A 14,355-nucleotide genomic window follows, 5' to 3' on the forward strand; every position below is an offset into this window, starting at 1 on the left:
TCTTGAAGTTTAAGACAATAGAAATTAGCAAACCTGTTATTAGGGAAACCACTAGCCTATTTTGCCTCTTCAAATCAAGTACAGCCCCTGACCTGTATTAGAACAGCTCTTAATAAAATAATAGCAAAAATAAAATTTTTGTCGATGTTTTTCTACGGAAAAGCGAAGTGCAAAAAAAAGGAAGGACCTTCCGGCCTTCCTTTTCTTCATTTTAGTATATGGGAGTGTTGTCTTTGGAAATCTTTTCGATGATTTCTTTAACCCTCGCGAGGAATCGTCCGCATACCAGTCCGTCCAAAACACGATGATCAAGTGATAAACAGAGATTCACCATATCTCGTACTGCAATCATGTCATTAATGACCACTGGACGTTTTACAATCGTTTCAACCTGTAAAATGGCTGCCTGTGGATAATTGATGATTCCCATGGACTGGACAGAACCGAATGAGCCAGTGTTATTAACAGTGAACGTACCACCTTGCATATCCTCTGCTTTTAACTTACCTGACTTCACTTTGGATGCAAGTTCCTGTATTTCCCTTGCTATACCTTTGATTGATTTTTCATCTGCATTTTTAATGACCGGAACAAATAGGGCATCTTCAGTTGCAACGGCTATCGATATATTGATTTCTTTCTTTTGTACGATTTTTTCGCCGGCCCACATCGAATTCAGTTCTGGAAATTCCGTAAGGGCTTGAGCAACCGCTTTTACGAAAAAGGCAAAGTACGTTAAATTATAGCCTTCTTTTTGTTTAAAATCGGATTTTAGATTATCACGCAACTTCACCATATTACTGGCGTCAACTTCCACCATCGTCCAAGCATGCGGAATTTCGTGCTTACTTTTCAACATATTGGACGCAATTGCCTTACGGATGCCGGTTACCGGTATTTCCTTGTCACCAAACGCAGTCGGCACGTTTGTTACTGGACTAGTTTGACGATTGACTTGAGGGGCGATCACTTCAGGAGCGGCATCGGAAATTGCGGAAGGCTCATCCGCCTTAGGAAGATTCCCTGATTCAACAAGTTTCAGTAAATCTTTACGGGTGATCCGTCCCTCATTCCCCGTTCCTTTAACTTTTGATAGATCGATTCCATGCTCCTGGGAAAGTTTTAACACAGCTGGCGAATAGCGAGCTTTCCTTGATGGTTCTGCCGCTTGCTGCACATCTCTTGTAACAGGTGCATCAACTTTTTCCTCACTATGAGAAACTTGCCCGGCATTTTCGTTATCCGTCTTTGCCGTTTCAACTTCAATCGAGCAAATGACTTCCCCGACTGCCAATGTTTGATTCTCATCCGCTTTCAATTCCTTGATGATGCCGGTGAAGGAAGAAGGAACCTCAGCATTTACTTTATCCGTCATCACTTCAGCTAGCGGGTCGTATTTCGTGACATGATCCCCAGGCTTCACAAGCCATTTACTGATGGTTCCCTCTGTGACACTTTCGCCTAGTTGGGGCATCTTCATTAATTCCATAGCCATAATTCATTCCTCCTTCTTAACAGTCATTAATACTCGGCCAATTCCCTCATTGCTTTTTCCACTTTATCGGGATTCACCATGAATTGTTTTTCCATCGTAGGCGCATAAGGCATGGCAGGTACATCCGGGCCGGCCAATCGTTTTACAGGGGCATCCAAATCAAAAAGGCAATGCTCGGCAATTATGGCTGCGACCTCACTCATGATGCTTCCTTCTTTATTATCTTCCGTAACAAGTAATACTTTCCCTGTTTTAGAAGCCGCTTCTATGATAGCATCCTTATCCAAAGGATAGACGGTACGCAAGTCAAGAACATGTGCAGAAATTCCATCTGCAGCTAATTTTTCGGCTGCCTGAAGGGCAAAATGCACACAAAGGCCATAGGAGATGACAGTAATGTCTTCCCCTTCCCTTTTCACATCCGCCTTACCGATGGGAAGTACATAATCTTCAGTAGGCACCTCACCCTTGATCAAGCGGTACGCGCGTTTATGTTCAAAGAAAAGCACTGGGTCTTCGTCGCGAATGGCAGCTTTAAGTAAACCCTTTACATCATAAGGAGTGGAAGGCATCACAATTTTCAAGCCCGGCTGATTGGCAAAGATCGCTTCAACCGATTGCGAATGATAAAGAGCTCCATGAATCCCCCCTCCATATGGAGCACGGATTACCATAGGACAGCTCCAGTCATTATTGGAACGGTATCTGATTTTGGCTGCCTCTGAAACGATTTGGTTAATGGCAGGCATGATGAAATCAGCGAATTGCATCTCAGCTATCGGCCGAAGCCCATACATGGCGGCTCCAATCCCAACTCCTGCGATTGCAGATTCAGCGAGCGGGGTATCGATGACCCTCTCTTCACCGAATTGGTCGTATAAACCATTAGTGGCTTTAAAGACCCCGCCTTTTTTTCCTACATCCTCACCCAATACGAATACACGGGAATCACGTTCCATCTCTTCCCTCATTGCCATTGTCACGGCATCTATATATGAAATCACTGGCATTCTATTACCCCCTTACTTTTGTGCATACACATGATTCATAGCACTTTCAGCCTTCGGATATGGAGCATTTTCAGCATAATCGGTTGCTTCGTTGACTATCTTCATTACTTCATCATTCATTTGTTTCTCAAGGTCATCATCCATGATTCCCACTTCTTTTAAATAGGCTCCAAATGTCATTATGGAATCCTTCGTTTTGGCTTCGGCCACTTCGTCCGCCGTCCGGTAGCTTCGGTCATCATCATCACTTGAATGTGGTGTGAGCCTGTATGAGACGGTTTCTACCAGTGTAGGGCCTTCTCCCCTTCGTGCACGGTCAGCCGCTTCTTTCACCGCAGCATACACTTCCAATGGGTCATTGCCATCCACCGTTATTCCAGGCATCCCATATCCAATCGCCCTGTCGGAAACATTTTCACACGATAGCTGTTTCTCAATAGGAACGGAAATCGCATATTTATTATTTTCACACATGAAAATGACCGGTAGCTTATGCACACCTGCAAAGTTGGCCCCTTCATGAAAATCGCCCTGATTGGATGAACCTTCCCCAAACGTTACGAATGTTACCAAATCCTTACCTTCCATCTTCCCTGCAAGGGCAATTCCGACAGCATGCGGGACCTGTGTCGTTACAGGCGATGAACCAGTGACGATCCTATTTTTCTTTTGACCAAAATGACCAGGCATTTGGCGCCCGCCAGAATTGGGATCTTCCTCTTTCGCGAAGCCTGAAAGCATCAAGTCTTTTGCGGTCATTCCAAAGGTAAGCACAACACCTACATCCCGATAATAAGGCAGTACATAATCCTTTTGCCGATCAAGCGCAAACGCAGCCCCAACCTGAGCAGCTTCTTGCCCCTGGCAGGAAATCACGAAGGGAATTTTCCCGGATCGGTTTAAAAGCCACATGCGCTCATCAATTCTGCGGGACAAAAGCATTGTCCGGTACATATCTAAAACCGTTTCCTCATTTAAGCCTAATTGTTCATGACGTTTTTCTACCATCATAAAACCTCCTGACCTTATTCTTTATGAATGAATGGCACGTCCATCGACAGCAAGGGCCGCCTCTCCGATTGCTTCGGAAAGACTTGGGTGCGGATGAATTGTCTTGCCTATTTCCCAAGGTGTCGCATCAAGCACTTTTGCGAGTCCAGCTTCTGAAATCATATCCGTAACATGTGGTCCGATCATATGAACGCCCAGTATATCATCCGTTTTCTTATCGGCGATGATTTTGACAAAACCATCCGCTTCCCCGAAAACAAGGGCCTTACCAACTGCACGGAATGGGAATTTCCCTATTTTAAGGTCATAGCCTTCCTTATTTGCCTGATCTTCCGTCAAACCGACACTTGCAGCCTCAGGGCTTGAATATACACATTTTGAAATGAGCGAATAATCCAGCGGTTCCGGTTTTTTGCCTGCAATATGTTCAACGGCCGTAATACCTTCATGGGAGGCAACGTGTGCCAATTGCAGACCGCCGATACAGTCACCGATCGCATAGATATGTGATTCCTTCGTTTGGAAAAAGTCATTGGTTTCAATTAAACCTTTTTCTTTCACAATCTCCGTATTTTCAAGGCCGATCCCTTCAACATTTGCCGATCTGCCTACGGAAACCAGCATTTTTTCAGCTGTGAATTCCTCTACCGAACCTTTGACTTCAGCAGAAATGGATACTGAATCATCCGTTTTCAGGGTTTCAGGCAATACCTTGGCACCTGTAACGAATTTGACGCCTTTTTTCGTCAGGAGACGAAGCATTTCACTGGAAATATCATGGTCTTCTGTCGGGATGATTCTATCTGCATATTCCAGTACTGTCACTTCCACACCAAAATCATTGAGCATCGAAGCCCATTCAATGCCGATAACTCCACCGCCTACAATAATCATCGATTTTGGCAGGCTCTCAAGCTTTAGAGCTTCATCCGATGTAAGCACCAATTCCCCATCAATCGCTAAACCGGGCAGTGTCTTCGGACGCGATCCGGTGGCAATGATGACATTCTGGGGGATGAGCATTTCATTTTCAGTGCCATCATTCATTTCCACGGAAATTGTCCCAGGCATCGGTGAAAATATAGAAGGACCAAGTATACGCCCTAACCCTTCATAAACCGTTATCTTTCCCTGTTTCATCAAGTGCTGAACTCCTTTATAGAGTTGATCGACCACTTTATTCTTTCTTTCCTGCACTTTAAGGAAATCTACCTTTACATCCCCGGTAACAATACCGAATTCCTCACTTTTCACTGCAGTCTGATAAACTTCCGCACTCCTTAAAAGTGCTTTCGAAGGGATACAGCCATTATGTAGACACGTTCCGCCGAGCTTGCCTTTCTCCACGACAGCCGTTTTCAATCCTAATTGAGCAGCCCTTATTGCCGCCACATACCCGCCTGTTCCTCCTCCGAGGATAACGAGGTCAAATTCTTCAGCCAAAACCACTCCTCCTCACAAATACATACATTTTGTCACCATTTTTACTTGCCCTATGTTTATTACGTTATCCATGTTGAAAATTCCTGTGTTTATTTAAAAAAACACAGGAATCTAATCTTGTAAAATTACATTCATTTTCTTCCATTCAGGATATGTTTTTCATTTTGCAGGAATTGGCTCCTTGAATTCCTCATGCGAGCAATTCGCTCCTCTGCCATCCTATCCGCCGCTTTATAAGTTGGGATTTGATCACGTTTTGCAATCTCGATGACTCTTTCAATTGTATCATAAACCGTTTCCACTTTCTTAAGGGCCCTTTCCCGATTATACCCTAAAAGCTCATCGGCCACGTTTATGACTCCCCCTGCATTAATTACATAATCAGGAGCATATATAATCCCTTTTTCATGAATTTGATCGCCATGAACAGTTTCCTTTAATTGATTATTCGCAGCACCTGCAATGACCTTCGCCCTGATTTGATTGATTGTTTGATCATTTATGACAGCCCCTAATGCACAAGGTGCATAGATATCACATTCGACTCCATAAATTTCATCTGGATTCACTGCAGTCGCCCCAAAGGATTCAACCGCACGGGCCACGCTTTCTTTATTGATATCCGTAACGATAAGCTTGGCGCCCTCCTCATGAAGATGACGGCATAAGTTATAAGAAACATTCCCGACGCCTTGGACTGCAACCACCTTGCCTTCTAAGGAATCAGTTCCGAATGCCTCTTTTGCAGCAGCCTTCATACCGCGGTATACCCCATATGCCGTTACTGGGGAAGGGTTACCCGAAGAACCGAATGCTGGGGAAATCCCCGTGACAAAATCCGTCTCCTCATGAATGAGATCCATATCCTCAACCGTTGTACCTACATCTTCAGCTGTTATATAACGGCCATTAAGCCCTTGGAGATACCTTCCGAATGCACGGAACATTTCTTCATTTTTATCCTTACGCGGATCGCCGATGATGACGGTTTTCCCCCCGCCCAAATTCAAGCCGGCAGCGGCGTTTTTATATGTCATTCCTCTCGAAAGCCTTAAGGCATCTTCAATGGCATCTTCTTCAGATGCATACGTCCACATCCTTGTTCCTCCAAGCGCAGGCCCTAATGTTGTATCATGAATGGCAATAATCGCTTTCAAACCCGATTGTTTATCCTGACAGAATAGCAGTTGCTCGTAATCATACTTCTCAAGATATTTAAAAATTTCCATAAAGGAATCCTCCCTAGATGTTTAATACATGTCAGATATGAGACTACTGAATTTCTCCTCATTCTTACTTGTTCCTACGTTCGTTTTAAATAAAAATCCGCTACTCACATGATATTTTCCCCATGGGGAATGGTTCCCTTGAAAAACCCATGCACCTTTAAATATGCAAATAACATGCCAATAAAATACATAATCAGCTTCTTTTTATCCAAAAAAAGGACATGCTGGTTAATATGTTGGGCAACTATAGCCTATAACAAATTCAAAAAAATTTCATGTCAGAAGTGGAGTCTCGCTTAAATTAAAATAAATCAGAAAATTCCACGCATTATTTTTCATAGTGCGCAAATAATTGCATGCAAAATTTTTCACAGTTTTAGTTTTTCCATTTTATAATATAGATTTCTAACTGAAATCCCCAGCGCTTTTGCCGTAAGTGTTTTATTTCCCTTGTGGGTGTGGAACGCTTGCTGAATGATTTCGGCTTCATACTGGTCTATTATCTCCGAGAGCGGTTTCCCCGATACGTAGCCGGAAGGCTTCATTAATAATTTCTCTTGTTGTTTTAATGGAATCTCTTCGATAAAATCCGGAATATGATGGATATCAATGATTGTCTCGTTCAATTTCATGAAAATGATTGCCCGTCCTAAGATATTTTCCAGTTCCCTTACATTTCCCGGCCAGTTGTAGATTTGCATCTTATGTATAGCTGCTGCTGTAATTCCCTCTATGCTCCGTCCATACTCCTGATTGATTTTATTAATCAAATGCTCCGCCAATTCTCTCAAATCTTCTTTTCTCTTTCTTAATGGAGCAATGAAAATAGGCATGCGGTTCAGCCTGAAATATAAGTCTTCCCTGAATGATCCGTTTGCGATGGCCTGTTCAAGATTGATATTCGTAGCGGCTATGACCCGGACATTGATGGGGATCGGCTTCGTCCCCCCCACTCTGACGATTTCCTTTTCTTGTAAAACCCGCAGTAATTTAGCTTGGATGTTGGCTGGCAATTCACCAATTTCGTCCAAAAAGATACTCCCTTGATTTGCCTCTTCAAAAAAACCGACCTTTCCGCCCCTGCTTGCCCCGGTAAAGGCTCCTTCATCATAACCGAATAGTTCACTTTCAAGTAATGATTCCGAGATGGCCGCACAATTTACCCGAACGAATTTATTGAACTTCCTATCGCTCGCATTATGGATGGCATGTGCAAATAACTCTTTGCCCGTCCCTGATTCCCCTCTTAATAAGACAGTAGCTGGTGTTCTTGCCGATAATTTCGCCTGTTCAATGGGAAGCTTCATCTCTTCGGAAGCCCCAATTATATCATCAAAGGAATATTTAGCCTGCAATGTCCGGATGATCTGTCTTGCCCGATTAAGTTCGTGGGTCAAGGCTTGAATTTCCGATACATCATGAATGACGCCAACACTTCCTTTCAGGCACCCATCCACAATGATTGGAGCAACATTCACGATCACTTCCTTGTGTTTTGGGCCGACACGCATATTGACACCACGAACAGGTTTTTTTGTCTGAAGCACTTTCATATGCATACTTTCGCCTTCGTAAATATCGATGGAAGCCGGCTTACCGATCACTTGGGTCTTTGTTAAGCCAGTGATTCTTGTATATGCAGGATTGATCAAAAGCCCCCTTCCTTGATCATCCACAACAGATATAGCTTCATCACTGGATTGAATGATTGCTTGGAGCATTGTCTGTATTTCTTTTAAATCAGTGATCTGCTCCGCCAATTGCACAGCTTCCATTTTATTCCTGAACACAGCAAAAGCCCCTATGATTTCCTTATCGGCATTCACGAGAGGTATCCTTGTCGTTATGAGTTCCATCCCATTGCCAAGGGTGATTTCCTGATTCACTTCTTTTTGGTTCGTTTGCATCACTCGCAGCAATCCTGTTGATGGGATGAAATCTTTGATATGCCTCCCTATCACATCCTCGCGCTTTGTGTCTGATGCACGTTCCGCACTATCATTGAACATGATGATGAATCCTTCATGGTCAATCACCACCATCCCTTCACTGGTCGTATTAAGGATCAAATCCATTTTTGCGGAGGTATTCTCCAATTTACTTATTAAACGATTTTTCTCTTCAAACAACTTAGTCATAATGAGGGCGACACTTCCAGGAATGAGAATCGTTTGTTCGCCCATGTCCCTTTTTATCTTTTTATAGACAGACGGGTCACCGGTCGTATCAAATATGATGTCCAAATCCCACTCCAATCCCATGCTCCAATTAGTCACAGTAGGAATCTTTCGTTCCTTCGCAGCAAGCATCCCTTCAGCGGATTCATTCGTATCAGCCATACAAACAATGGAGAACACTTCACTTTCCGATAGGAGTTTCAACACGGTCGTCCCTCCCACTCCTCCCCCTACTATCATGACCTTTTGCATCAGCCATCCCCCTTAAGAAATAATTACCCCTTTAAATAGATCATTCCCTGCAATTTTTTTCATACTCCACACCATTTTACCATATCGGCCCCCTTTAAAAACAGCCGCCAACTCCCAGTCATTATCTAGATTCCCGTTACTTGACAAATAATTTATATCCTTTATCATTTTTTAAAGACGGAATTTTCGGAAGGGATTTGACTGCATGAAACGTTTAATCGCTTTTTTGATTCTTTTTATCCCCGGTGCCTTTGCTGCCTATGGCATAAAAATAATGAGGGACATGGTGTTCGGTATTTTACAGCCTCCCTATCCATTCCTTTGGCTGCAATTTTTAATAGGACTGCTCATTACGATAGGCGGAATAGCCTTTATCGCCGGCTTCGTCCTACATCGAGATCGAAAACAAAATAAGGTCCAGAGCAGGTTCAATAAATTTTAAACGCAAAAAGAAGGTGCCTCTTAAGGCACCTTCTCAGACTGTAGACAAACTCGATGAAAATCGAGTTTGTCTATTTTTATGGCTTGTACAATTTGGACGTTGATTTCCACTCCAGGCACTCGCTTTCCGCGGGCGGTCGGGGAGCCTCCTCGGCTTTCGCCTGCGGGGTCTCCCCTAGACGCGCTTTTCCCGCAGGAGTCTCGTACCTTCCGTTCCAATCAACTTTGTCTTACCTTTTAGATAGAACACTTTTGCCTGGAGTCATGTTTGTTTTAAAATAGAAGTATTAAAACTTGAGGTGATGAGGATGCTTTCTAAACATGATTCTATTCAGCGAGATCAACTTGAAATGATTACTTTAGATCAATTGGTGCCACCGAACCATTTGGTTCGTAAAATGGAGGCTGCCATTGACTTCACTTTCATTTATGACTTGGTGAAAGATATGTATTCAGAGGTAGGACGCCCAAGTATTGATCCAGTTATTTTAGTTAAACTGACTTTCATTCAATATACCTTCGGTATTCGTTCCATGCGTAAAACGATTGAAGAAGTTGAAACCAATATGGCTTACCGTTGGTTCTTAGGCTATGGTTTCCATGATAAAGTACCTCATTTCTCTACGTTCGGGAAAAATTATGAGCGACGCTTCAAAGATACAGATCTGTTTGAACAGATTTTCTATCGCATTTTAATGACAGCTGCTAATAAAAAGTTAATAAGTGCTGAACACGTTTTCGTGGATTCCACACATGTGAAAGCCAGTGCGAATAAACGGAAATTTGAAAAGAAAATCGTTCGTAAAGAAACACGAGCGTATCAAGGACGTCTTCAAGAAGAAATCAATCAAGATCGTGAAAACCATGGAAAAAAGCCTTTTCCACCAGATAAATTTGATAAAGAAGAGACCAAAGAGATTAAAGAAAGTACAACGGATTCTGAGAGTGGCTACTATGTGAAAGATGAACGAACAAAACAGTTTGCCTATTCATTCCACGCGGCCGCAGACCGCAACGGTTTTGTATTGGGAACGATTGTAACACCTGGAAATACACATGACAGTCAGATCTTAGAGCCACTAGTTGAACAAGTGATTGAGAAAGTTGGAAAACCGGAAGCCGTTGCCGCAGATGCAGCTTATAAAACACCAGCGATTACAAGCTACCTATTTAACAAAGAAATCATACCGGCTTTACCTTATACACGTCCTCGCACCAAAGAAGGATTTTTCCGCAAACAGGACTATGTATACGATGAACATTTTGATTGTTACCTTTGCCCTTCGGGCGAAACTTTAAAGTACTCAACAACAAATAAAGAGGGCTATCGCGAGTACAAATCGCCAAAACAAATTTGTACAACATGCTCATTTTTATCTCGGTGTACAGAAAGCAAAGACTGTCAAAAAGTGGTGACACGGCATATCTGGCAAACACATGTGGAAGAAGCAGATCATCTGCGTCATCATCAAGATGTAAAACCTATATATGCAAAACGTAAAGAAACGATTGAGCGTGTATTCGCAGATGCAAAAGAAAAGCATGGTATGCGTTGGACTACTTTAAGGGGACTTAAAAAATTGTCGATGCAGGCGATGCTTACTTTCGCTGCCATTAATTTAAAGAAGATGGCCAATTGGACATGGCAAGGTCCAAAAATGGCCTAACATAGTGGGCTCGTAGAGCCCCAATCTCTAAACTTTAGGCGAAAATTCAAAGGGAATTTCAAAAGGGGTTCAGAATTTTTTAATTCCGAACCCCTTTTGTCTACAAACTGAGAAGGTGCCTCTTAAGGCACCTTCTTTCTTTATCTTGACTTCAAACCTTCTCTGACCCGTACCGCTGCTTCGGGGAAATCGGTTATGATGCCGCTGCACCCCAATTTGAATAACCGCTTCATCTCGGTTTCTTCATTAATGGTATAGGGCCTTACAGGAATACCCATACTAACCGATGATTGAATGAGTTCATCAGGGGCAGCCCGGATATTTGGGTGAATTGCACTTCCGCCTATTGCCTTTGCATATATCCACGGCATATACAGGCCATCCCTATATAGCGGTGCCGTTTCCAATTCAGGTGCCAATCGATGGCAATTGACCAAACTGTAATGATTGAAAGAAGAAAGGATTATCCTTTCCTCCATTTCGTAGGTACGGATGAGCCGGATGACTTTCTCTTCTAAGCCTGGATACAAAAAAACCGTATTTTTCAATTCAATATTGCAAAAAAGCTGATTATCATTAAGCCAAATAAACAGTTCTTCAAGTGTGGGAATCTTTTGTTTTCCAAAATTACCCTTATGGGTTGCGGACGCATTAAGGGTTTTCAACTCCTTTAAGGTCCGGTCTTTTACATACCCCGAGGCATTCGTGGTCCGATCGAGCTTTTCATCGTGGATGATGACCACTTCTCCATCTTTCGAGAGCTGGACATCCGTTTCAATTCCGTCCGCACCGACACGGGCAGCTTCCTTGAACGCCGACATCGTATTTTCCGGATGAGTTCCTGCAGAGCCTCGATGTGCAAAGATTAAGGTCATGATGAAACGCCGCCTCTCTCAAAAATTGTTATACACCGATTTTATGAACAGTAACAGCAAATTATTTTCATCTAGATCAATTCTACAATCAAAACGCAGGTGATTATTTTCTGCATAGAAGGTTCCTTTCCTCAAATCACTCCACTTCATTTCCAAGCTTTTGATTTGCAAGCGGATATCCGGAAATCGTAATTGCCCTTTTGGTTCAAGCATATCCATGTTTGACTTCCGTTTTTCGTCCTTGAGACATACCCTCTCGAATTGATTTCTTGTTTGTTCATACAGATTCTTTTAAATCTAAAACATATTTTGTTTTCCCAATTCCTCAATCAGCGTCTATAAATAAAGAAATTCCACCAAAAAATATCATAAATTTAGTTTTAAAATATCCGTTCCAATAGGTACAAAAAAAGATTGTCCAAAATGGACAACCTCAGACTGTAGACAAACTCGATGAAAATCGAGTTTGTCTATTTTTATGGCTTGTACAATTTGGACGTTGATTTCCACTCCAGGCACTCGCTTTCCGCGGGCGGTCGGGGAGCCTCCTCGGCTTTCGCCTGCGGGGTCTCCCCTAGACGCGCTTTTCCCGCAGGAGTCTCGTACCTTCCGTTCCAATCAACTTTGTCTTACCTTTTAGATAGAACACTTTTGCCTGGAGTCATGTTTGTTTTAAAATAGAAGTATTAAAACTTGAGGTGATGAGGATGCTTTCTAAACATGATTCTATTCAGCGAGATCAACTTGAAATGATTACTTTAGATCAATTGGTGCCACCGAACCATTTGGTTCGTAAAATGGAGGCTGCCATTGACTTCACTTTCATTTATGACTTGGTGAAAGATATGTATTCAGAGGTAGGACGCCCAAGTATTGATCCAGTTATTTTAGTTAAACTGACTTTCATTCAATATACCTTCGGTATTCGTTCCATGCGTAAAACGATTGAAGAAGTTGAAACCAATATGGCTTACCGTTGGTTCTTAGGCTATGGTTTCCATGATAAAGTACCTCATTTCTCTACGTTCGGGAAAAATTATGAGCGACGCTTCAAAGATACAGATCTGTTTGAACAGATTTTCTATCGCATTTTAATGACAGCTGCTAATAAAAAGTTAATAAGTGCTGAACACGTTTTCGTGGATTCCACACATGTGAAAGCCAGTGCGAATAAACGGAAATTTGAAAAGAAAATCGTTCGTAAAGAAAATCGTTCGTAAAGAAACACGAGCGTATCAAGGACGTCTTCAAGAAGAAATCAATCAAGATCGTGAAAACCATGGAAAAAAGCCTTTTCCACCAGATAAATTTGATAAAGAAGAGACCAAAGAGATTAAAGAAAGTACAACGGATTCTGAGAGTGGCTACTATGTGAAAGATGAACGAACAAAACAGTTTGCCTATTCATTCCACGCGGCCGCAGACCGCAACGGTTTTGTATTGGGAACGATTGTAACACCTGGAAATACACATGACAGTCAGATCTTAGAGCCACTAGTTGAACAAGTGATTGAGAAAGTTGGAAAACCGGAAGCCGTTGCCGCAGATGCAGCTTATAAAACACCAGCGATTACAAGCTACCTATTTAACAAAGAAATCATACCGGCTTTACCTTATACACGTCCTCGCACCAAAGAAGGATTTTTCCGCAAACAGGACTATGTATACGATGAACATTTTGATTGTTACCTTTGCCCTTCGGGCGAAACTTTAAAGTACTCAACAACAAATAAAGAGGGCTATCGCGAGTACAAATCGCCAAAACAAATTTGTACAACATGCTCATTTTTATCTCGGTGTACAGAAAGCAAAGACTGTCAAAAAGTGGTGACACGGCATATCTGGCAAACACATGTGGAAGAAGCAGATCATCTGCGTCATCATCAAGATGTAAAACCTATATATGCAAAACGTAAAGAAACGATTGAGCGTGTATTCGCAGATGCAAAAGAAAAGCATGGTATGCGTTGGACTACTTTAAGGGGACTTAAAAAATTGTCGATGCAGGCGATGCTTACTTTCGCTGCCATTAATTTAAAGAAGATGGCCAATTGGACATGGCAAGGTCCAAAAATGGCCTAACATAGTGGGCTCGTAGAGCCCCAATCTCTAAACTTTAGGCGAAAATTCAAAGGGAATTTCAAAAGGGGTTCAGAATTTTTTAATTCCGAACCCCTTTTGTCTACAAACTGAGATTGTCCAAAATGGACAACCTCCAATATGTTTTGCGCCTCTGAACTTTATATCTTAAGATTAAACTATGCACCTTTTTTAACGAGTTTCTTCTACATTTTTAACATTTCGCTCATCTCGGATATTTGAATACTCCCCATCCTCCCTCGAGCTCTCTCCCTCCCAACGTTTCTTATCAGGTTTCCGGATTCCTATTACACCAGCTTTATCGCTCATATAAGTCCATTTTACTAACTGAGTTGAATCTGCAACTGGATCGAAAATTAAAATAGCCGCCATAACAACAGTGTTGCAGTGCGTATAGACGAGTGTATGGAAGTGCCTTACCCAAAAAAATTCAAACGGAGCGGCAAGCCGAAAGCATAAAAAAACGCCCAACAATGGACGTCATGATTCTTCCCTATAAATGATTTCGTTGACCATCATTCCAAACCTTCCTGATGAGCATCGCTTTGCCAAGCGAAGGTTCGCCTGTCTCTTATTCGCAGGGGTAAAACTGATATTCCGTTTGGGACATACGATGGTCATGACGTATTTCTTTCAATCGATTACGGATTGACAT

Annotated in this window: 9 protein-coding genes and 1 pseudogene; 3 read left to right on the forward strand and 7 right to left on the reverse strand. The window is 42.3% G+C overall.

Features of this window, described 5'->3' with window-relative positions; all coding sequences use genetic code 11:
• Positions 1-211 precede the first annotated feature (211 nt).
• The 6 genes from MHB45_RS14340 to MHB45_RS14365 all read right to left on the reverse strand — a co-directional run bounded on the left by MHB45_RS14340 (position 212) and on the right by MHB45_RS14365 (position 8,617).
• Positions 212-1,495 (reverse strand): dihydrolipoamide acetyltransferase family protein, encoded by a 1,284-nt coding sequence (locus MHB45_RS14340; RefSeq protein ID WP_072273210.1) that lies wholly within the window; start codon positions 1,493-1,495, stop codon positions 212-214.
• Positions 1,496-1,521: 26 nt separating this feature from the next.
• On the reverse strand, positions 1,522-2,505 hold the full coding sequence (locus tag MHB45_RS14345; protein ID WP_048679296.1) for an alpha-ketoacid dehydrogenase subunit beta: 984 nt from the start codon (positions 2,503-2,505) through the stop codon (positions 1,522-1,524).
• 12 nt (positions 2,506-2,517) lie between these two features.
• Positions 2,518-3,513, reverse strand: a complete 996-nt coding sequence (locus tag MHB45_RS14350; RefSeq protein WP_048679300.1) for a thiamine pyrophosphate-dependent dehydrogenase E1 component subunit alpha — start codon at positions 3,511-3,513, stop codon at positions 2,518-2,520.
• Positions 3,514-3,537: 24 nt separating this feature from the next.
• Complete coding sequence (gene lpdA, locus MHB45_RS14355) at positions 3,538-4,959, reverse strand: dihydrolipoyl dehydrogenase (RefSeq protein ID WP_048679304.1); 1,422 nt, start codon at positions 4,957-4,959, stop codon at positions 3,538-3,540.
• A gap of 131 nt (positions 4,960-5,090) precedes the next feature.
• Positions 5,091-6,188 (reverse strand): branched-chain amino acid dehydrogenase, encoded by a 1,098-nt coding sequence (gene bcd, locus MHB45_RS14360; RefSeq protein WP_340907939.1) that lies wholly within the window; start codon positions 6,186-6,188, stop codon positions 5,091-5,093.
• A gap of 368 nt (positions 6,189-6,556) precedes the next feature.
• Positions 6,557-8,617 carry a sigma-54 interaction domain-containing protein gene (locus MHB45_RS14365; RefSeq protein WP_072273211.1) on the reverse strand — a complete coding sequence of 687 codons (2,061 nt, stop codon included), beginning with the start codon at positions 8,615-8,617 and terminating at the stop codon, positions 6,557-6,559.
• Positions 8,618-8,822: 205 nt separating this feature from the next.
• On the opposite strand from MHB45_RS14365, the gene MHB45_RS14370 reads away from it, so the two are divergent.
• Positions 8,823-9,059, forward strand: coding sequence for a DUF2627 domain-containing protein (locus tag MHB45_RS14370; protein ID WP_034308264.1), 237 nt, complete (start codon positions 8,823-8,825; stop codon positions 9,057-9,059).
• A gap of 307 nt (positions 9,060-9,366) precedes the next feature.
• Entirely contained in the window at positions 9,367-10,725 is a 1,359-nt protein-coding gene (locus tag MHB45_RS14375) for an IS1182 family transposase (protein WP_072272405.1), read from the forward strand.
• Between the two features lie 140 nt (positions 10,726-10,865).
• On the opposite strand, the gene MHB45_RS14380 is transcribed toward MHB45_RS14375, so the two are convergent.
• Positions 10,866-11,600 carry a glycerophosphodiester phosphodiesterase gene (locus MHB45_RS14380; RefSeq protein WP_072273212.1) on the reverse strand — a complete coding sequence of 245 codons (735 nt, stop codon included), beginning with the start codon at positions 11,598-11,600 and terminating at the stop codon, positions 10,866-10,868.
• Positions 11,601-12,307: 707 nt separating this feature from the next.
• Here MHB45_RS14380 and MHB45_RS14385 point away from each other — a divergent pair.
• Positions 12,308-13,682: pseudogene (locus MHB45_RS14385) on the forward strand (IS1182 family transposase).
• Positions 13,683-14,355: the final 673 nt, after the last annotated feature.

The organism is Peribacillus sp. FSL K6-5616, assembly GCF_038008245.1.
Classification (GTDB): Bacteria; Bacillota; Bacilli; order Bacillales; family DSM-1321; genus Peribacillus; species Peribacillus frigoritolerans.

Bases quoted from the DNA above. Each gene is read 5' to 3' on its own strand.
- MHB45_RS14340 (WP_072273210.1), bottom strand. From the start codon at position 1,495: ATGGCTATGGAATTAATGAAGATGCCCCAACTAGGCGAAAGTGTCACA.
- MHB45_RS14345 (WP_048679296.1), bottom strand. From the start codon at position 2,505: ATGCCAGTGATTTCATATATAGATGCCGTGACAATGGCAATGAGGGAA.
- MHB45_RS14350 (WP_048679300.1), bottom strand. From the start codon at position 3,513: ATGGTAGAAAAACGTCATGAACAATTAGGCTTAAATGAGGAAACGGTT.
- bcd (WP_340907939.1), bottom strand. From the start codon at position 6,188: ATGGAAATTTTTAAATATCTTGAGAAGTATGATTACGAGCAACTGCTA.
- MHB45_RS14365 (WP_072273211.1), bottom strand. From the start codon at position 8,617: ATGCAAAAGGTCATGATAGTAGGGGGAGGAGTGGGAGGGACGACCGTG.
- MHB45_RS14370 (WP_034308264.1), top strand. From the start codon at position 8,823: ATGAAACGTTTAATCGCTTTTTTGATTCTTTTTATCCCCGGTGCCTTT.
- MHB45_RS14375 (WP_072272405.1), top strand. From the start codon at position 9,367: ATGCTTTCTAAACATGATTCTATTCAGCGAGATCAACTTGAAATGATT.
- MHB45_RS14380 (WP_072273212.1), bottom strand. From the start codon at position 11,600: ATGACCTTAATCTTTGCACATCGAGGCTCTGCAGGAACTCATCCGGAA.